Here is a 19,607-nt window from a genome sequence, read left to right on the forward strand (position 1 = left end):
CATTGATCTTGTGGGCGTTGAGGAAAAGATGCCGGGGGGAGGGGTCACCCCGCTGCTGCTCGCTGCCTTCGCTGAAAGAGATAGTGCAGCGGAATACCCAGCAGAATAATCGCTGTACCAAGGATCGAGTTCCGCGGTTGATCTGCAAACGAGAAGACCAGCAGCACCACGGCTGACAGGATAAACAGCAGCGGAAGCACCGGATAGCCCCAGACGCTGTAAGGCCGCTCCGCATGGGGCGAGCGCCTGCGAAAGACAAAGACCGTGCTTGCCGTCAGTGCATAAAAGAACCACTCCGCGAAGATCGCGAGCGAGAACAACGCCTGGAAGCGTCCAATCGCCAGTAGCAGCAGCGAGCTCAGAGCAGCCTGCAGAATCAGCGCGGTCGAAGGCGTATGAAATCGCGGATGAACATAAGCCAGCTGTTTGAAGAACAATCCATCATGCGAGGCCGCGAACGGAACACGAGCGCCCGACAGCGACGAGCCCACAAACGTCGCGCAGATGCTCACCGCCATGCCGAGCGAGACCAGTCCCGAGCCCCAGCTCCCGACGATCAGTCGCAGGGCATCGGCAGCCGGACGATCCGCTCCCGCAATCGCCGCCGCAGGCATCACATACTGAATGGCAGCGTTCGTCAGCATATACAACCCACCGACGATCGCAACGCCACCGATCAGCGCAAGCGGCAGGCTGCGCTGCGGCTTCTGAATCTCGCCGGCCATCTGCGTCACGTCGCTCCAGCCGTCGTAAGCCCACAATGCTGCGATCAGCGCAATCATGAAGCCGGAAAATCCACCCCGAGCGCCCGTAAACTCGGTCGCAAAATTGTGCCAGTCGCCTCGGCTGCCCGCTGCTCCAAAGCAGACGCAGGCAATGACGACGATCAGCAGAATCTTCAGCCACGTCAGCGCAAGCTGAACATTGCCCGACTTACGCGTCCCAAGAATATTGAGTCCCGTAATCAGCCAGGTCGTCGCAATGGCGAAGATCTGACTCCACAGCAGATGCGCAAACACAGGCTGCGTCAGAAAACTGAAGGCAGGAAACGTCGCCAGCACGCGAGCCAGTCCCGCTGCGATGGTTGCAATCGACGCAGGCTTCGCGATGGTGATCCAGGTCCACATATAGAGGAAACCAGTCAGATCGCCATACGCCTCGCGCAGAAAGGCGTACTCGCCACCGTACTTCGGATACTGCGCCGCGATCTCGGCATACGTCATCGCCCCGAACAGCGACAGCAGTCCACCGACGATCCACACGGTGTAGACCATCCCGGACGAGCCGACCGCAGCCATCATCTCGCGCGGAACAAGAAAGATGCCGCTGCCGATGATGATGCCGACAACAATGGACGTAGCGTGCGAGGCGTTAAGAACGCGAGGTAGCTCAGACTGGGTTTGCTGCATGGGTTGGAGGGAGATTAGCACACTCGCCCTCAAAGCCAGCAGCTATCAGAAGTAGAATTTCAGACTCTCCCAGTCCTGCGTAAGGTTTTTCTTTCTGCCGCGCACCAGGTAGATATTCCGTCTCTCAAACGGCATCGAGAGCGGATGATTCATGCGGCCGGCAACCTCGACCGAATCATAGTATTCACGCATTTCCTCCGGCGTCGCACCGTTGATAACGATCATCAACTCGCCCGTGTAGCCGTGCGAGCCCCAGATCCAGTAGTTATTGTGTCCGCTGACAGCAACAGGAAGGTCGTGACCAAGGAAATTGATTGCTCCCGCCTCGCCATAATTCGAGCAAAGAATGCCAACTCTGCGCTGGTCCTCAGGAGAAAGTGATTGATAGATGCGAGTGACCTGATCGACCTCTTCCTGCCAGCCGAAGCGGTCGGCATAGAACTGTGGCAGCACGCCGCTGGAATCGGTCTCGGTATTGCCGTTCGCGTCATAGAGATGTGTCGCCTTGGTATAGGCGAGCCAGGTGTCAGGTTTCAGAACTGGAATCGACAAGGGAAGCACAATTATGCCGAGCAGCACCAGAGTTGCTTCATAGATCGGAAAGGCGATGATGCTGTCACGAGCAACTGCTGCCCGCGAAGCAAAACGCCGCTCCCACGCGATAGCTCCCGCTGCGTACAGGTACGGATAGATAGGAGAAACGTAATAGTCCTTGGCGTAGAGCCCCATCATGATCATGACGAAGATGACGTAGGTATATCCGAGCCATCTGCAGGTCTTGCCCTGCGGATTACGGAACAGCCAGATAAGCCCAGGTATCCACAGGAAGATCGTTGCTGGCTGCATGTTGAATATTTGTTTTCCAAGAAAGGCAATCGGGCCAAGCTTAATGTTCTTGTTATGGGCTCGACCGTTATGAAGGAACTCAAGCGTGGGCCAATGGTTGTGGATCTGCCAGATCAGGTTCGGCAGAGCGATAAGGATGAGCAGTGCAATTCCCAACGCAGCCCAGCGAGAAAAAAGTATCCTTCGCTGTGGCGTAAGCAGAAGTCCCAGCAGCAGCGCGACAAGAAAGAATGTCATCGATGGCTTGTTGAGAAGACCAAGCCCGCCGCAGAGGCCAAAAGCTATCCAGCATCGAGCCTCATCTGCGCCGCGCAGCAGGAAGATGAGCGCAAGCACGCACCCCATCCAAAACATCGATTCGAAGGAGTTCATCGACAGGAAGCTATCGAGGCCGAGGTATTGCGGCACGAGGAGGATGCCAATCATTGCGAGCGCCTGCGCGGGACGGCGTCCTCCGAGCGACCAGGCAAGCAATCCGGTAAGGAAGACTCTCACGGCGCCGGCAAGCGCAGAAAGCAGGCGGATTCCGGCAAGAGAGTGTCCGAAGAGCGTTTCGGCAATTCGGGCCTGCACGGCAACAATAGGACCATGATCGACGTATCCCCAGGCAAGATGACGTCCGCACGCGAGGTAGTAGAACTCGTCGCGGAAGTACCCATAACCAATGTGTGCTTCCCACAGGTTGGTCGCGATATGGAAGACAAATTTGATGACTGCGAACAATAGGCTTAGGCGAATGGCAGCATGAAGCGTTGGGTCGGACGAGTGTACGACCGTCGTTCTTGCTGTAGCTGTGCTCGGCATCGAGGCTATCTCCCGTAGAAAGGCGTGTTATCTAATACGATTGCGAACCGGTCTCGTTCCGTGATTTATGATTGTGGGGTTTGGATAACGAATTGCTGGCTCTCGATGACAGACATGCTGAGAGTTCAGGAACAGATGTAGCGATTCTCCGATAACTGACAACAGCAGACAAGGGCCACGATTTCAGAGCATGTTTCAGGAGTGAGCGATGGACTGGACACCGGGTGGAATGAGCAGTGATGTAGAGGACCGACGCGGCTCCTCGGGCGGCGGATTCGGCGGTGGTGGACTTGGTATCGTAGGCATCATTTTTTTGCTGGTCATCAGTCTGATCACTGGCCGCAACTACATCGGAAGTTATCTGGCGGGCGGCGGAGCTGTCTCGACCTCTTCGAACAATCGTCCCGTAAATGCATCTCCAGCAGAAGATCACTCGGCACAGCTGGTGTCGTATGTTCTCGATGATGTGCAGCAGATGTGGGAAAAAACGCTGCCTGAGCAAACAGGGAAGCAATACCGTCATGCCAAGCTGGTTCTCTTCCGCGACTATACGCAATCGGGTTGTGGCGTTGCGCAATCGCAGACAGGGCCATTCTATTGCCCGGCAGATGAGAAGGTTTATATCGATCTGGGTTTCTGGGACGAGTTGCGTCGCATCGGAGGAAGCACAGCTGATTTTGCGCAGGCCTATGTACTTGCGCACGAGCTGGGCCATCACGTGCAAAACATCCTCGGCATCGAACGGCAGGTGCGTCAGCTTTCGTCGCAAAATCCATCGCAGCAGAACCCACTTTCCGTGCGTCTGGAACTGCAGGCAGACTGCTTTGCCGGTATCTGGGGCCATTCTGCCGCTGCACGCGGAAAAATTGATCAGGCCGATGTTCAGGCAGGATTGAGTGCCGCTGCTGCCGTTGGCGATGACCACATCCAGAAGATGTCGCGCGGCGCAGTAAGTCCTGAAACGTTCACTCATGGAACGTCCGCGCAGCGTCAGAGCTGGTTTATGCGCGGGCTGCAGCAGGGAGAAGTGAGCGCCTGCAATACCTTCCAAAGCAACGGATCGGGCAGCAGCTACTAAAGCGCTTAGTTCATTGCTGGATTGGTGTTGATGGTTGGTTTTTCTGCCAGGAAGACGCTGACTACCGTTCCGTGAGCAGATTCGCCGGTATCGCTGGCGATATCAATCGTTCCGCCGTGCTTTTGAATGATGCCCTGGCTGACCCAGAGGCCGAGTCCGGTCCCACGCTCACCCTTTGTGGTGAAGAAGGGTTGAAAGAGATGCGGACGCACTTCGTCGGAGATGCCGCTGCCATTGTCCGCAACGATAATCAACGCTCCGGGAGGCATCTTGTGACCTGCATTGTTGAATCCTGCCGGCATGGGTGATGCGTTTACGCGGACTTCTCCACCGGAGCCGGCAGCTTCGGCTGCATTCGTGATCAGATTCGTGAAGACCTGACGAAGCTCGGCAGGGAAGGCATCGACCTCGATTGGTTGAGGAATATTGGCATAAACCGTGACGCCCAGATCGTTAAATCGATGCTCCATCAGGAGAAGTACCTCTTCAAGCATCTCTTTAAGATCGATCGTCACCGGAGCCTTGGATTCACGATAGAGCCCAAGCATTGCGCGGCTTATATGCGTCACACGCGCAAGCTCGCGCTCAGCCATGTCGATAAACTGTTTCGACTCCTCTTCCGTAACGCCGTTTCGCATCAGGTAGAGAAGATTCGAAACCGAGTCGAGTGGGTTGTGAATCTCGTGTGCGATGGTTGCTGCAAGACGTCCGGCGACAGCCAGTTTTTCATTCGCCAGCAGAGCTTCCTGCGTGCGGCGTTCAAGTGTGATATCGCGAAAGACCATGACGATTCCCACGGTCTCGCCGGTCTGGTCACGGACTGGAGCTGCGCTGTCTGCAATCAGGATCTGGCTGGAATCCTTGCGAATAAGAGCGGTCTGACCAGCAAGGCCAACGACGCTGTTTAAACGCATCACCTTGGCAACCGGGGTTTCGACTCGTTCGCCCGTGTGCTCATTCACGATGTGGAGGATGTCTTCCAGCGGCAAACCGGTCGCCTCCGTCGGTGACCATCCAGTAAGCCCCGAGGCGACAGGATTCATCATCTGGATGCGGCCGTTCGCGTCGCAGGTAATGACGCCGTCACCAATCGAATCGAGCGTTGTTCTCAAGCGCTGTTCCGATTGATAGATCTCTTCGGCGCGCTTGCTGAGGATCTCAAGAGAGTTGCTGTAAGCCGAAGAAACCGCGTGAAGGCGGCTTCGCATAAAGAGCCCGATAAGCACGCCCATCCCTAGAGCAATCGCGACCAGGGCTTCGACCATGTTGCGGACCTGGCGTTGCCATTGAGCGATTCGATCGCTTCGTTTGGATTCAGCGTGCCGTGTAATGGAGTCGATATCCAGACGCGTCTGATCCATCAAGCTCTTGCCGTAGAGATTCAGGTCGACGTCGCTGGTGTGCCCACCGGCTTTTACGAGAGCGATGATGGGCAGGGCAAAGGCATCGCGCCAGGTCTGGTGTTCGTTGCGCAGATCATCGAGGCTGTACTGCTGTTGGGGGTCGCCCCCAGTAAGATTGGCCAGTTTATCGAACTCTGCAGGCAGCCTGTTCCCGGCGTCATTAAAGGGCTGTAGAAACCGGTCGTCTCCGGTTGTCTCATAACCTCTGAGAGCGGATTCCTCATCCACGATGAGCTTCGCGACCAGCGTTACCTGGGAGATTCTTGCGTCGGTTGTCTGGATAATTCCTACGGTCTCGTTCGCCGAGCGCATCTGCCAATAGAGAGCGGCAGCAGTGAGAAGCAACGCGATAACCGGGAGGAGAAGAGCCTGCTGAAGAATTCGATTGAATTGGGCTAGATTCACGGCGCCTCTGCAGGCTTAGGGAGTATTCAAGGGTTGGAACAAGGTTTCAAGCTTATGTAAAAGCACAGGCGCGCCTTCGCCCTTGGTCATATAGAGATTCACCAGAGAGGTAACCTCTGGAGGAAGACCAAGATAGGCTGAGAGCAAAAGAATGGGGACATCCGGCTTAATCTGTCGCATGCGGCTGGCGACCTCTCCTCCATGCATCCCCGGCATGGAGTAGTCGAGCACGACAGCTTCTACGGGTTCGCTTTCAAACAGGCGCAGGCCCGAGGCGCCATCCATGGCCGTAATGACCCGATAGCCGGCGCGCTCCAGCAGAACTTTGCGGACCCTGAGCCCGATGAGTTCGTCATCCACGCAAAGAATAAGGTGCGAGGTCTGTGTCATAGTCGTTCAAACTTGAGCAGAAGGCCAGCAGGTACTGCAGGTTACTCTTGTCAGTATACGTAGGTGCCGCCATTGCGGCCAGAGTTAACGATTCATCGTACATTTGCAAAGAATAGTTGCCGTATGGGCTAAGCTGAGGAGACGGATACGCGTACTCAATCGAGGTCAAACTCTTTGAATCAGACGATCTTTGTACTGGAAGACGATGCCGATATCTCTCGGCTGGTGCAGTATCACCTGGAAAGTGCTGGATTTACCGTTCGGGCCTACCTTTCGCCTGGCCAGATACTTTCAGACGCAGAACGGCAGCCGCCGGCCTTGTTCCTGTTGGACATCATGGTTCCCGGTGGAGACGGGTTGGATCTGTGCCGCAGGCTGAGGCAGAACCCGGTTCTGAGTGTGGTTCCTATTATCTTCCTTACGGCACGTGCTGCCGAAAGTGATCGCGTACATGGCCTTGAGCTCGGCGCGGACGACTACATTACCAAGCCGTTCGGTACACGCGAGTTGCTGGCACGTGTGAAGGCAGTGCTTCGCCGCTTCGAGCGGCCCACCGTGCCATCTGTTATTCGTTTTGAGGATATTGAGATTGATGCCGGAGCGATGCAGCTTCGTGTGCGTGGAGAGCTGGTGACGACGACAGCGACGGAGTTCCGTTTGCTGGATTATCTGGCGCGTCATCCAGGACGTGTCTTTAGCCGCGACCATCTTCTGGATGCCGTATGGGGAGATGCCCGGTTTGTTACCCCGCGTTCTGTTGATGTGTATGTGCGCCGTATTCGCGAGAAGATTGAAGACGACGCAGAGACACCGCGCTATCTTAAGACTATGCGCGGGGCCGGTTACCGGTTCGAGATTCCAAAGGCGGCTCAGGTTCCGGCATAGAGGTCATTCGTGACGCGTGGTCTGTTTTTTTCATTCTTTCTGAGGATGACGATTGCGCTGGCCTTTGTCGCTTTGATGAGGGTCTGGTTTAGCCCGAAGGGCTGGATTCTGGGAGCAGTTCTCGTTCTCTTGTGGGCAGCTCTGAATGCCTTTCTTCTTTCGCGCTCGGTGCGCCGCAGCATCGCTCCGCTGGAAGCTGCAACATCAGCAATTGCCGAAAAACCGGTCGGGCAGCTAACACCCGATTTCACGGACTTTGATGGGCTGGCGCGGTCGATTTCACTTGCTTCAAAGCATGTCGAGCGGGTTTTGAATAGTACAGCCGAGAGTCGCCGCGAACTCGAAGCGATGATCGACAGCATGCAGGACGCCGTCGTTGCGGTCGATCAGGCCGGGCGCATCCAGTGGACCAATCAGCTGATGGAGAAGCTGATCCCCGTGAACTATACAGGCAGGGCTATCCGCGTGGGGCACTCGCTGGTGCAGACGATTCGCGATCCTGAAGTACTCGAGTGCGTGCGCGTGGCACTGGAGGAACGCACAGTAAGTGAACGCCGTTCGACATCGCTACTGCCTGGACGCATCTTTGAGGTCGCAGCTTCTCCTATGCCGGGTGGAGGCGCTGTCGTCGTTCTGCATGACATCACTCGGATCGAGCAGGTGGAGCGCACGCAGCGCGAGTTTGTTGCGAATGTCAGCCATGAGTTGCGGACTCCGCTGACCTCGATTACAGGTTATGTCGAAACGCTGCTGGATCATGAGAGCGGCCTGAGTCCACAGGCTCGCGAGTTTTTGACGACGATCCACAAAAATGCGACCCGCATGAACCGCCTGACCGAGGATCTGCTGGTGATGGCTCGTGTTGAGTCTTCGGAGCAGGAGTTGCACCCGGCTCCGATAGCGGCCGATACGCTTGTACGGGATGCAGTTCAAGCGATGCGGGGGCTGGTCCAGGACGAAGAGGCCGTGCTGGAGATTGGTCCAACAACAAAGTGCGAAGTTTTTGCCGATCAGGACTCCATTGTTCAGGTCCTAAGCAATCTGATCGAGAACGGAATTAAATACGGCAAATCGACCGGGATGGGCAGAAGTCGCGTCGTCGTCAGCGCTCGGGAAGTTGCAGCCCCGGAGAACGCGGTAGAGTTCAGCGTAAAAGATTTTGGACAAGGAATTGCCTCAGAACATCTGGGGCGAATCTTTGAGCGGTTCTATCGAGTGGACAAGGCTCGCTCGCGCGAGTCTGGTGGTACGGGACTGGGTCTGGCCATCGCTAAACACGTGGTCCAGGTTCAGGGTGGAAGCATACGTGCTGAGAGTGAATTGAATGCCGGCAGTACGTTTCTTTTCACGTTACCGAAGGTCCAGGTGGCCGGTATCTAGTTTGTTTTTCACTGTTTTATTCAGATGTAACGATCCATTAATAATTCATCGTCACACTAAATACGGGTGTCGAAGTAAAATTTGGCACTCGTAATTTGCGAGGGGGAAGTGTGAAGCGGAACATTTTAGTAGCAGGCGTATTAGCCTTGGCCACGATCGGGGCAAGCGCCCAGACCCTGAATGGTGCGGGAGCGACCTTCCCGTATCCGATCTATTCAAAGTGGTTTAACGAGTTCAGCCAACAGAATGGCGGCGTAAAGATCAACTATCAGTCCATCGGTTCCGGCGGTGGAATCCGTCAGGTGACCGAAGGGACAGTTGACTTCGGTGCAGCCGATGTCACGATGACGGACGAGCAGATCGCTGCAGCTAAAGTTAAAGTTCAGCCTATTCCAACGGTGCTTGGTGCTGTTGTGCCGGTCTATAACCTGCCGGGTGTAAATAAGGATTTGAATTTCTCCGGAGATGTCATTGCTGATATCTATCTCGGCAAGATTACGAAGTGGAACGACCCTCGTATTGCAAAGGACAACCCCGGAGTGACTCTGCCGGATAAGCCTGTTCTTCCCGTGTATCGCTCGGAGGGCAGCGGCACAACCTTCATTTTCACCGACTATCTTTCGAAGGTAAGCCCGGAGTGGCTTAGTAAAGTGGGGAGAAATGCTTCGGTCAAGTGGCCGACAGGTATTGGACAGAAGGGCAACGAGGGAATTGCCGGCATGGTGCGTCAGTCTCCCTACTCTTTCGGCTATGTCGAGTTGATCTACGCGTTGCAGAATAAGATGGCCTTTGGCGCAGTGAAAAACGCGGCCGGTAAGTATGTTAAGGCATCAACGGACGGTGTTACTGCGGCCGCTGCTGCTTCGAAGGCGATGCCTGCCGACTATCGTGTCTCAATTACCAATGCACCGGGAGCGGCTTCCTATCCGATCTCCAGCTTCACATGGTTGCTGATTCCTACGCATTCGACAGATGCTTCGAAGACTGCTGCATTGAAGAATTTCCTGACCTGGATGCTTGACCATGGCGAGAGCGAGGCTTCTGGCCTTAGCTATGCTCCGCTGCCCAAGCAGGTGCAGGATATGGTTCGCAAGACCGTCGCGCAGATCAAATAACACGATTCGCCGTATGGCTATCAGAAACTCCTAAAGCCATACGGCGAATCTGTCTTATCCAGATACACAGAGCATTCCTGCCGGATACAATCACTTTGTCGTCATCCAGCACCGATCTTCCCAGAGTCGAATGAGTATTAAACAAGAGCACGGTGTACCACAAACAGTCTTACCTCGACTGGCGGATGTTCCTGCGCCTGTGCCGCCATCCAACTCTTCGCCAGCATCTGCTTCAACCTCTCCGATACGCTCCTTCCTAAATTCGCGAGGCAGCGGCAGATGGGCCGATTCAGGTTTTGCGGCCTTGATGCTGGTGTGTGCCTGCAGCATTTTTGTCATCGTCCTCTTTATCTTCATCATCCTGATCCTCCGGTCGCAGCTTAGTCTGCATGCTTTTGGCTGGAAGTTTTTTACCAGACAGGCCTGGGACCCGGTTTCAGGGGACTTTGGAGCGTTGCCGTTTATCTACGGCACGCTGATGACATCGTTCCTGGCGCTCCTCATCGCTGTTCCGCTGGCGATGGGAGTTGCAATCTTTCTTACAGAATTGTGTCCCCAACCTCTGCGGGCGCCGATCTCGTTTCTTACTGAGTTGCTGGCTGCCATTCCGAGTGTGGTGTATGGCCTGTGGGCCGTCTTTGTGCTGGTTCCCCTGATGCGCGATGTACTGGGACCATTTTTGGTGAAGACGCTCGGCTGGACGGGATTCTTTGACGGAGCGAACTTTGGCGTCGGCCTGCTGACGGCAAGCATCATTCTGGCAATTATGGTTCTGCCTATCATCTCGTCATTGACGCGCGACATTATGACTGCCGTTCCAAACTCTCAGCGCGAGGCGGTGCTTGCTTTAGGGGCAACGCGTTGGGAGATGATTCGCATTGGGGTTCTTCGTAACTCGCGAATCGGTATTGTCGGTGCGGTCATGCTCGGATTAGGCCGTGCACTGGGCGAGACCATGGCAGTCGCAATGGTGATCGGCAATCACCCGGAGATCAACAAAAGTCTTTTTGCGCCGGGCTATACGCTGGCCAGCGTGATCGCGAACGAGTTCTCCGAAGCAACAAGCGACATATACCTGAGTGCACTGATCGAGATCGGTCTGGCGCTCTTTTTGGTGACGATTGTGGTCAACGCGATTGCTCGCCTGATGGTCTGGGCCGTAACGCGCGGCGCGCCAGGAAGGGCTTCCTAAAATGAGTACGCAGCCCCTCAATAATTTGCCAAGGCACATCGACTTCGATTCGAAGTCGATGCGGCTGAATCATAGCCGCCGCACCTTTACGAACTATGCTGTTACGGCATTGGCTATTCTGGCGACGGTGATCGTGCTGCTCCCACTCGCGGTCATTCTTTTCTACCTGGTTTACAAGGGCGCAAGCTCGCTCAATCTTGCTTTCTTTACGCATGTGCCCGCTCCAGTTGGCGAAGAGGGCGGTGGCATGGCGAATTCGATTGTCGGCTCCGCCATCATTCTCACTCTCGCCAGCATCATGGGAATCCCCATTGGTATCGCTGCGGGCGTTTATCTTGCCGAGTTCGGCCAGGGCACCTTTTTTGCCAACGCCATCCGTTTCACTGCTGATGTACTCAATGGCGTGCCATCCATCGTGATGGGTATCTCCGTCTTCGCTCTGCTGGTGCAGGGAAGACACTTCTCTGCGTTTGCCGGTGGTGTCGCGTTGGCTATTATGATGATTCCAACGGTCACGCGAACAACGGAAGAGATGTTGGCTACCGTCCCGCATGCTATTCGCGAAGCAACTCTTGGGTTGGGCGTGCCGAAATGGCGAACTGTTTTGTCGGTAAGCCTCCGCACGGCATCTCCCGGCATTATCACGGGCTGCATGTTGGCCTTTGCGCGTGTCGCTGGTGAAACTGCTCCTCTGTTATTCACTGCTCTAGGGAATCAGTTCTGGAGCGTGAAGCTGAATGAGCCTATCGCCGCACTGCCACTTCAAATTTATGTTTACGCCACCGGCCCCTACGATGAGTGGCATCGACTGGCCTGGGCAGGTGCTTTAGTTCTTATTGGATTGATTATGGTTTCCGTCACGCTCGTCCGAATCTTTGCCAACCGTGGCGTACTCAAGGGAGGAAGCTAGTGGGAGTTGGCATTCAAGTTGAAGATCTGAACGCCTGGTATGGTTCTACGCATACGTTGCAGGACATCAACCTGCACATCCCGGCCAATCATGCTACGGCACTGATCGGCCCGTCAGGCTGTGGCAAGTCGACCTTCGTCCGTTGCTTGAACCGCATGCATGAGACGAACCCGATCGCACGCGCTACGGGTATCGTCAAAATGGGCGACATCGATATCTATCGCGAGGCGTCTCCCGTTGAGATTCGCCGTCGCGTTGGCATGGTCTTTCAGCGGCCTAATCCGTTTCCTACCATGTCGATTTATGACAACGTCATCAGCGGCCTGAAGCTCAATGGATTCCGTAATCGCCGCATTCTTGATGAGACGGTAGAGCGTTCGCTGAAGCAGGCCGCCTTGTGGGAAGAGGTGAAAGATGACCTCAAAAAGAAATCCGGAGCATCGCTCTCGGGTGGTCAACAGCAGCGTATGTGCATCGCGAGAGCCCTCGCAGTCGACCCCGAAGTTTTGCTGATGGACGAGCCTGCGTCCGCACTCGACCCAGTCTCAACCTCAAAGATTGAGGACTTGATCTTCCAACTCAAGAGCCAGTACACGATCGTTATCGTCACACACAACATGCAGCAGGCAGCGCGTGTGGCTGAGAATACGGGCTTCTTCCTGAACGGTAAGCTCGTTGAATTTGACTCGACGCATAAGATATTTACCAACCCCAGCGACAAACGTACGGAGGATTACATCACGGGGAGGTTTGGCTGATGCGGGTCAAATTTCACCAGAGCCTCGACGAGCTAAAAGAACGATTGCTGATTATGGCTGGAATGGCCGAACAAGCCATCCAGCGTTCGGTAGAAGCCTACCGAACACGCGATCTGAGTTTTTGCGAGCTCGTATTTCGCTCAGAGCCTGCAATCAACAGGCTGGAGCGAGAGATTGATCAGATGGCGCTCGACCTTTTGGCGATGGAGCAGCCAATGGCAATCGACCTCCGCTTTATTCTTGCGGTGATTCGTATCAACGCTGATCTTGAGCGCGTGGGAGATCAGGCAGTTAATATTGCGGTTCGTGTGCGCGAGATGGAATCTTACGCTCACATCGACCTTCCCGTAGATATTCCGAAGTTAGCATCGCTCTCGCTTGCGATGGTGCGCAAAGCTCTTCAGGCGTTCATCGAAGGAAATGCCGAGATGGCGGATTCTGTCTTTCAGATGGATGACCAGGTCGACGAGATGAACGATGCTGCCTATACCGCATTGAGTTCACTCATCAAAGAGAAGCCGGAATTGACCCCTCAATCACTTAATGCGCTGATCATTGCTCGCAATTTGGAGCGGGTCGGGGATCATGCTACCAATATTGCCGAGGATGTGATCTTCTGGGTTCGTGGCGCGGATGTTCGTCATCATGCGCCCGTTCAATAAGCTTATTTCGTAGCGTGTTCCCACCAGATGAACTTTGACAGCATCGGATAGTAGAGCCCAAGTCGAAGTCCGCTCCCTTTGCGGATATTTTGCATGGCGCTGGCGTACGCTGCCATTTGTGGTGCGTACTTATCTCGTTCACGCTCCAGAAAGCCATCCAATGCCGATCGAGTGTATGGTGTGGTTTTGAAGTCCACGATCCAGAGAAAATCGTCACCTTCAGACAGTGGAGCGTCACCAGCATAAAAGATGCGATCGAATCGCATGCCCGCGTGATTTTCATCCGCCGTCATTAGCGCATATTCACTTGCAGCCATATGGCGTGGCCCGAGAATCCACAGACCGTGCTCGTCTTCAAGTGTTGCCTTCAGTGCGTGTTGCGCCTGTGCTGCAAGGCGCGCGGCCGTTGCAGAGGACAGTCCATAATTCCGGAGTAATGTCAGTATTCGGGGTTGCCATGTCGTGATCTCCGCGTGAAGAGCTTCCTCAGAGGTGCCAAGGAGGAGCCGCTGTGCAAGCAACTCAATAAAGGCATGAATGACATTTCCGCAAGCGCGTGACTCAAATGAGCCTTCAGGTCTTTCGAACCGGATGAGCGGCGCCCCCCTGTCGATTTGTGGCTGCTTCGTGATTTGAGGGAGGCTTGGCAACGGAAGGTTGAGCGGTAGACGCAAGAGCGTCTGCCTGCGATACTCCTCGCCTTCAGCAGCAAGAGAGGGGAGAATAAGGTCCGATGGTATCTCCTGAAGAGTGAAAATAGGAGCGATCAGAGGTTTGGACGAAATATTACTATCAACGAAATGTTCTTCTGCAGCTGGCCATGCTGCTTCAAGCAGGCTTCCTGGCTTCAGCTGGATTGACTGATCGCTCCTTCTCTCAGGTGCGGCAAACAAATGAAGTTCTTCACGTGCGCGAGTGCATGCGACATAGAACAAGCGTTTGCACTCGGCTGCCTCGCGTCTGCGATGTATCCGCTTCAACCATTCGTTGAGAGCCTCCGAATCGCGCCCTTTTCCTACAATGGGGGCAAGAATAATCTGTGAGCCTTGTTCATCTGGTGAGTTGAATTCATCCCAGATCAAAAGCCGGCCGCGATTCGAGCGATTCGTTTTTTCTATACCGGGCAATAGGACAACATCCCATTCCAGGCCTTTGGATCCGTGGATGGTCAATAGATCGACAGCCTCTCTTGATGAAGAGGCTGCGGCATAAAGCCGGTTCAATCTTTGTTTCAAAAGAGCTAGATCAATGACAGCATTTTGCTGTTCCAGTTCATCCAGCAGTGCGAAGTACTGTCGGGCATTATCTTTTTCTTCGCTGACCAGGTATGTATCCCCACCAAGAGAACGCCATGTGCGTTCCACAAGCTCTGAAAGAGGAATGCGTGATCGCTGTCTCAAAGCGGAGACGAGAACTGGCCAAATACGTTGCAATAGCATGATGCTGCCTTCATTCAACTCATGCCCGCGTTCGATGATGAGCTGAGGAACTGTCGATTCGGACCATGCGGCATCATCTGCTCCGCACAGCAGGTGTAGTTGCGCAAGTTCCAGGCCACACCATGGCGCACGCAAAAGTGAAAGCCACGCTACGCGGTCAGCAGGGTGAAGCAGGGCGCGAGTGAGAGCATACAAATCCAAAACCTCAGGACGTTCTCCCAACGGCTCAATATCAATCGCACGAAAAGGGAGCGGCCCAGAGCCTGTGTCTTGTTTTAGTGCAGAGACAATATGCGTCAGATGGCTTCGATTTCGCACAAGAACGGCAATCTTCCATGGCTCCGTGCGTCCATTTGGCAAAGGCCTGGCTCGCCACTGTTCAATAATGCTGCGAACTGTTTGTGCTTCAGATCTTGCGAGCCTCCGGCGGTAAATTCGGCGCTCATCGGTTGACAATCCAGAAGTTACAACCTGCGGATGCCACACAGTGCTGGATGCGGCCATCGTCTGGTGCTCGCGTATTGCATGCGCAGCGACGTAGGGGGCTTCTTCGGGGCGATCCATTTGTATTTCGCTGGGAAACAGCTTGGAAAACGCGGAATTGAACGAATGCACTAACTCTGGCTGTGAACGAAAGTTTGCTGTAAGCTTCAGCGGGTCTAGTGTCAGATCACCGATGTGGTTATCCATCATCGTGCGGATAAAACGCTCTACGCGGGCCTGTCGGAATAAATAGATGGATTGCTTTGGATCGCCTACTAAAAAGACTGTTTGACTACGTCCATCCCAGCCTTCGGTAAGAAGCTGTATCAACTCGTACTGGCTTGTAGACGTATCCTGCATTTCATCGACAAGCAAATGCTGCAACTTTGCTCCTGCTGCAATATCGACCACTCCGCTGTTGTGGTTGAGCGCGGATCGCGCCAGCAGGCCAAGTTCCGTAAAGTCGCACTCGCCACGCTCTGCAAAAACAAGTTGAAGCTCCGCGAGAGCATGGTGCAGAATCCGGAACAGAGCTTTCGCCACCTTCCATTGTTCAACGGGGTATTTTGCTGGAGGAAGAGCTATCGTGTCTTCTAATGCAGCCAGCAGTGTGGCATCGCTTTGCAAGGATGAAACGATCTCTTTCAAACGTCCGACTTGTTTCCGATCGATGTCGAATCCAACATGATTTCGGTTGAATCCTGATCGCCAACCGCCACTCTTTTTAACCAAAAGGTGAGCGAGTGCCTTCCAATGCTCCAGCGCATCTGCAGTAGCTTTTGGAGAGTTTGATCTTCCCGCGCAGACAGCGATGGGCGAAGCTAATCCATCATAGCCGTCCCGATATCCCATTTCGGCTGCAAGTCCTGAGAGTTCATCGAGCATGTGCGCAGGGAACAGATGTTGCAGGCGCGCAAGCTCGGCGCAGATTGGTCTGGACAGAGAGGCTTCCAATTGTGGCAAGACCTCGGCATCTAGAACGGAATCTTCCAGGTTGTCCCTGTCCAGCGGAATTAATCTGCCCCACTGATCTCGAACCGCAAGCATCTCGGCAAGCAGATCTCTGCACTGTAAAAGATTCCCATCGCGATGCAGCAAGACGAGCGTCAATGCTTCGTTGAGCCTGTGGTCTTGGCTACCAAGCTGCATCATCGTCCTCTCTGCAGCAAGGCGATGCAACGTAGAGGCGTTTTCTACGGGTTTGAGTCCGCTACTACCAGACAGGACAGGAAGGCTGCGCGTGATCTCCGAGCAGACGGAATCGATGGTGCGGATATTAAGTCGCCTGGGATGTCTCAAGATACCCCAGGTAAGTTGTTGGTCGCGCTTTAGCGCAGCTGCGGCTAGCTGGTAGGTTGTTACTTCAAAATCGCCTGCAGTGGGAACGGGCTCATTGGCTGCTCGTTCAAGCCATTGAACGATACGCTCCCGGATCTCGCCGGCCGCTTTAATGGTGAAGGTAATGGCAAGCACTTGTTCGGGCTGCTCTACTTCGGGCTGGCCCAGAAGTTTGAGGTAACGCTGTATCAGGAGTCCGGTTTTGCCTGAGCCCGCCGGAGCCTCGACAATCCATGATCGTGTTGTTTCAAGAGCCCGAGTTCGTTCTTCACCATCCGGTGTGGAGGATGACTTCTGTTCGGAAACGGTCTCCTCTTTGCCAAAGACGAAAAGCTCACCCATTCCCTGTATCGATCGCCGCTTCGTCATCTAGCTCCTCATCAAATGCTGCCGGATCAAGCCGGCAAAGAGTTCGTTGTGAACAGTAATTACAGGTTAGCGGGAAGACCTTTGGATCGACTCGAGCATCTCCTCGATGGAAAGCTTCAGCGAGATCGGTAAGTACCTTTCGCCATTCACCCAGCTGCGCATCCAGAGAGAAGCGCCTCGTAGTCGTCCTTGAACCTTCGAGCGTAATTTTTTCTTTGAATCCATCAAGCGCCATGTCTCGGCCCGGGCGCATACGAGCAAATGCCACATCTGCCAACGGAGTTTCAGGCTGTAAAGTATTGGCTAAAACTGCATAGAGGGGTAGCTGGGGAGCATCCGGCCGCTCGCTTTGCCAGTCAGCGGTTCGCGCCGCTCCCGTCTTGTAGTCGATGATGATGTCGCCTTCTTCGCATGCATCCACTCTGTCGACGCGTACGCTTAAGCGCAAGGGGCCGATGTGTACATCTTTAAGCTCTTTTTCGCTCAACTTCACGTCAAACGGAACTCGCTTCAGTTCAAGTTCGATCCAGGGCAGGAGCAATGTCCAAAGACGTTGCCGTTGCACTTCCACGTAAGCGGTATCCCATTCCTGCTCGCTCAGTTCAACCGCTTTGCGAAGGCCATGCTTGATCGCCCTGTCTAATGCTGCATTGCGCTGCTCGGTGCTCATCCTCTTCAATTCACTTTGGGTCTGAACTTCGTTCCAGAAGTGTTCGAGTGTCTTGTGAACAACGTTGCCACGTTCAGCGGCATCCATTCCCATCTCGACATTCTTTAGATCTGTTGACCACAATCTGCGCTCCGCAAAGGCACGAAACCCGCACGCAGCCTGAAGACGAAGAATGTCGGCCCCTCCTTGAATCCGCATATCAGGTGCGGTGGGAAGAGGCATCTCGTCATAGAACTCTTCCAAATCAACCGGTGCCGCCGGTTCATTCGTGATGGCCAACGTCATTGCATCGGCCTTTGATAATGGCAGGCTTTCAATGGCTGGAGTAGGTCTTTGCTTTCCAGCTGCTGTCATTTCCGCATAGCTAAAGACGATCATAGATGCGCTCGCCATCATTCGTTCTGCAATAAGGCATGCGCGTCGATCATCTTCCGTGGCAATCGTGCCGGGCATACCCAAATCAACCTGCAGGTGCCACGGTAAGAGAGGATTGGCCGTCGATCTTGCAGGCCACGTAAGATCGCCTGCTCCTAAAAACCAGATAGCATCAAAACGGCTGCCTGCGGCTTCAAGTGGCCCCATGATCTGAACCGGAGCTTCTTTTGATTCGGGCGCGAACAGGATCTGTTGCAGGATTTTTTCAAGTAATGCAAGAGCCGAGTCGAATTTCACACGCTGGCCTTCGAAGTCCAACGTCGCAAGTTCATCCAGTGCCTTCTCCCATCGTCTGCGCGTCTGGAATTCGATAGAGTCTTCCTGACTACCTCGCCCCCAACCTCCTGCGCGAAGAAGATTATGGATAGCTTCCGACCATTCGGCATAACTACGCACAGAGGCTGCAACTGCATATCGATCTGCAGCTTCTTGAAGTGCCTGCAAGACTCCAAAAAGATGTAGGAGTCGCGATCTATGTCTATATCGTGCGATCTCTTTAGTGAATGCCGCAAGCGATATCTCTGGACGCAAGAAGCGCGCCTTTCGCAACACAAACGCGTCAAAGATCGCACGCGCGTCGCCTTCCGCATCGATCATCGCGAACAGAGGTGATACTAACAATGCGCTGACGCGTTCGAGGGGAAGAGGAGCCTTTGTCCATCGGAGTAGATCGAGTGCGACTCGCACTAAAGGGGTTTCAGAGAGTTTTACGCCGAGAGAAAATTCAAAAGGAGTCGCATGATTTTCAACGGAGATATTCTGCATCTCCGGAGCTAATGTTTCACGAAAAACGCGATTGATCTTGTTGCGTCTTTCTTCAAGAGAGGGAACGATAACAGCAATTCGTGAGTTTGCAGAACGCTGCATCTGCTGTCGTGCCCAACGGGCTACAAGCTTCAGCTCCTGCTCATCATCCTCAGCACACACCAGCAAGCGCTCATCAGCTGGCTGCGATAGGTCCAGCTGCTGTAGCTCAACTCCATTTGCACGGATACTTTCAATGAGCATCGCACGAGACGGCAGCATGTCATCAAATCCAAGCAGAGCGACCTTTGAAGACAGACGAAGCTGTGCTGCTAGCTTCTGCAGGCGAGCTTCGAGCAAAGCGGATGACATCCATTGCTGGTTGCGGCATCGCCGGTCGAACTCTGAGGCCCAACGCAGGAATGTCGCCGACTCGGCACTCCCCGCAGCACCTTGAAATCTTTTTCCTGCGTTGTACTGCCCCAGCAGACGCCAGGCATCCTGTGCTAAATCGGCGAGCGAATCGACCGACCGCAATGTGTTCCTCATCTCAGGATCGGCAGAGATAATAGAGCGCCAGACCACGTGTTCCTGGCTACGGCTCAATAGCAGATCAGAAACATGACCATCCAGAAGAAGGCCGTTCCATAGTGTGGCAGTCCACGTCTCCCAGGCAAAGACGGAGGCGGGCTGCCAGCTCTCAAGACCCATCTCCCGATTGCGACGATCAAAGGCTCGCCGCAGTGTGCGGGCTGTTCTCTGGTTACTGGTGATCACGGTAGCCCCACCGTCCAATGCGTCGATAACCGCCCGCGGGAGTTCCACCAGATTTTGGACCTGATCCATATATCCGGTTATACGCCGAACAATATAGGAAAAGACCCGCTCTCCA

14 protein-coding genes are annotated in these 19,607 nt (G+C 54.4%); 8 read left to right on the top strand and 6 right to left on the bottom strand.

Translation table 11 applies throughout. The annotated features are described in order from the left end of the window. Positions 1-44 precede the first annotated feature (44 nt). Both KFE13_RS00670 and KFE13_RS00675 read right to left on the bottom strand, forming a co-directional pair. On the bottom strand, positions 45-1,430 hold the full coding sequence (locus tag KFE13_RS00670) for an APC family permease (RefSeq protein ID WP_260705206.1): 1,386 nt from the start codon (positions 1,428-1,430) through the stop codon (positions 45-47). Between the two features lie 24 nt (positions 1,431-1,454). Continuing rightward, positions 1,455-3,059, bottom strand: a complete 1,605-nt coding sequence (locus KFE13_RS00675; RefSeq protein WP_260705207.1) for an ArnT family glycosyltransferase — start codon at positions 3,057-3,059, stop codon at positions 1,455-1,457. A gap of 208 nt (positions 3,060-3,267) precedes the next feature. Here KFE13_RS00675 and ypfJ point away from each other — a divergent pair, with 208 nt between their 5' ends. Beyond that, a complete protein-coding gene (ypfJ, locus tag KFE13_RS00680; RefSeq protein ID WP_260705208.1) occupies positions 3,268-4,137 on the top strand; it encodes a KPN_02809 family neutral zinc metallopeptidase in 870 nt (289 codons plus the stop codon). Positions 4,138-4,142: 5 nt separating this feature from the next. Here ypfJ and KFE13_RS00685 read toward each other — a convergent pair whose 3' ends face one another. Beyond that, positions 4,143-5,945 (bottom strand): CHASE3 domain-containing protein, encoded by a 1,803-nt coding sequence (locus KFE13_RS00685; protein WP_260705209.1) that lies wholly within the window; start codon positions 5,943-5,945, stop codon positions 4,143-4,145. Positions 5,946-5,960: 15 nt separating this feature from the next. Continuing rightward, on the bottom strand, positions 5,961-6,335 hold the full coding sequence (locus KFE13_RS00690) for a response regulator (RefSeq protein ID WP_260705210.1): 375 nt from the start codon (positions 6,333-6,335) through the stop codon (positions 5,961-5,963). A 174-nt stretch (positions 6,336-6,509) separates the two neighbouring features. Between KFE13_RS00690 and KFE13_RS00695 the strand changes: the two genes are divergently transcribed. From KFE13_RS00695 to phoU, 7 genes are all read left to right on the top strand, one after another. Continuing rightward, entirely contained in the window at positions 6,510-7,220 is a 711-nt protein-coding gene (locus KFE13_RS00695) for a winged helix-turn-helix domain-containing protein (protein ID WP_260705211.1), read from the top strand. A 9-nt stretch (positions 7,221-7,229) separates the two neighbouring features. Then, positions 7,230-8,600: a sensor histidine kinase gene (locus KFE13_RS00700; RefSeq protein ID WP_260705212.1), complete on the top strand. Its 1,371-nt coding sequence runs from the start codon at positions 7,230-7,232 to the stop codon at positions 8,598-8,600. A 146-nt stretch (positions 8,601-8,746) separates the two neighbouring features. Beyond that, entirely contained in the window at positions 8,747-9,715 is a 969-nt protein-coding gene (gene pstS, locus KFE13_RS00705) for a phosphate ABC transporter substrate-binding protein PstS (protein WP_313900666.1), read from the top strand. Between the two features lie 307 nt (positions 9,716-10,022). Continuing rightward, the gene (pstC, locus tag KFE13_RS00710; RefSeq protein WP_260705214.1) at positions 10,023-10,907 is read left to right on the top strand and encodes a phosphate ABC transporter permease subunit PstC; all 885 of its coding nucleotides are present in this window, start codon (positions 10,023-10,025) and stop codon (positions 10,905-10,907) included. A gap of 1 nt (position 10,908) precedes the next feature. Then, positions 10,909-11,817 (top strand): phosphate ABC transporter permease PstA, encoded by a 909-nt coding sequence (pstA, locus tag KFE13_RS00715; RefSeq protein WP_260705215.1) that lies wholly within the window; start codon positions 10,909-10,911, stop codon positions 11,815-11,817. Further along, positions 11,817-12,575 (top strand): phosphate ABC transporter ATP-binding protein PstB, encoded by a 759-nt coding sequence (pstB, locus tag KFE13_RS00720; protein WP_260705216.1) that lies wholly within the window; start codon positions 11,817-11,819, stop codon positions 12,573-12,575. Before pstA ends, pstB begins: the two co-directional genes overlap by 1 nt. Next, positions 12,575-13,237, top strand: coding sequence for a phosphate signaling complex protein PhoU (gene phoU, locus KFE13_RS00725; protein WP_260705217.1), 663 nt, complete (start codon positions 12,575-12,577; stop codon positions 13,235-13,237). The genes pstB and phoU overlap by 1 nt, the downstream gene beginning before the upstream one ends. Before the next feature lie 2 nt (positions 13,238-13,239). On the opposite strand, the gene KFE13_RS00730 is transcribed toward phoU, so the two are convergent. Together KFE13_RS00730 and KFE13_RS00735 are read right to left on the bottom strand one after the other, a co-directional pair. Next, on the bottom strand, positions 13,240-16,866 hold the full coding sequence (locus tag KFE13_RS00730; protein WP_260705218.1) for a UvrD-helicase domain-containing protein: 3,627 nt from the start codon (positions 16,864-16,866) through the stop codon (positions 13,240-13,242). Further along, positions 16,832-19,561, bottom strand: coding sequence for a PD-(D/E)XK nuclease family protein (locus KFE13_RS00735; RefSeq protein WP_260705219.1), 2,730 nt, complete (start codon positions 19,559-19,561; stop codon positions 16,832-16,834). Before KFE13_RS00735 ends, KFE13_RS00730 begins: the two co-directional genes overlap by 35 nt. Positions 19,562-19,607: the final 46 nt, after the last annotated feature.

This window comes from Edaphobacter flagellatus (assembly GCF_025264665.1).
Lineage (GTDB): Bacteria > Acidobacteriota > Terriglobia > Terriglobales > Acidobacteriaceae > Edaphobacter > Edaphobacter flagellatus.

Excerpts from the sequence above, each read along its gene's own strand:
- KFE13_RS00675 (WP_260705207.1), bottom strand. The coding sequence starts at position 3,059 with ATGCCGAGCACAGCTACAGCAAGAACGACGGTCGTACACTCGTCCGAC.
- ypfJ (WP_260705208.1), top strand. The coding sequence starts at position 3,268 with ATGGACTGGACACCGGGTGGAATGAGCAGTGATGTAGAGGACCGACGC.
- KFE13_RS00690 (WP_260705210.1), bottom strand. The coding sequence starts at position 6,335 with ATGACACAGACCTCGCACCTTATTCTTTGCGTGGATGACGAACTCATC.
- pstC (WP_260705214.1), top strand. The coding sequence starts at position 10,023 with ATGCTGGTGTGTGCCTGCAGCATTTTTGTCATCGTCCTCTTTATCTTC.
- pstA (WP_260705215.1), top strand. The coding sequence starts at position 10,909 with ATGAGTACGCAGCCCCTCAATAATTTGCCAAGGCACATCGACTTCGAT.
- phoU (WP_260705217.1), top strand. The coding sequence starts at position 12,575 with ATGCGGGTCAAATTTCACCAGAGCCTCGACGAGCTAAAAGAACGATTG.
- KFE13_RS00730 (WP_260705218.1), bottom strand. The coding sequence starts at position 16,866 with ATGACGAAGCGGCGATCGATACAGGGAATGGGTGAGCTTTTCGTCTTT.
- KFE13_RS00735 (WP_260705219.1), bottom strand. The coding sequence starts at position 19,561 with ATGGATCAGGTCCAAAATCTGGTGGAACTCCCGCGGGCGGTTATCGAC.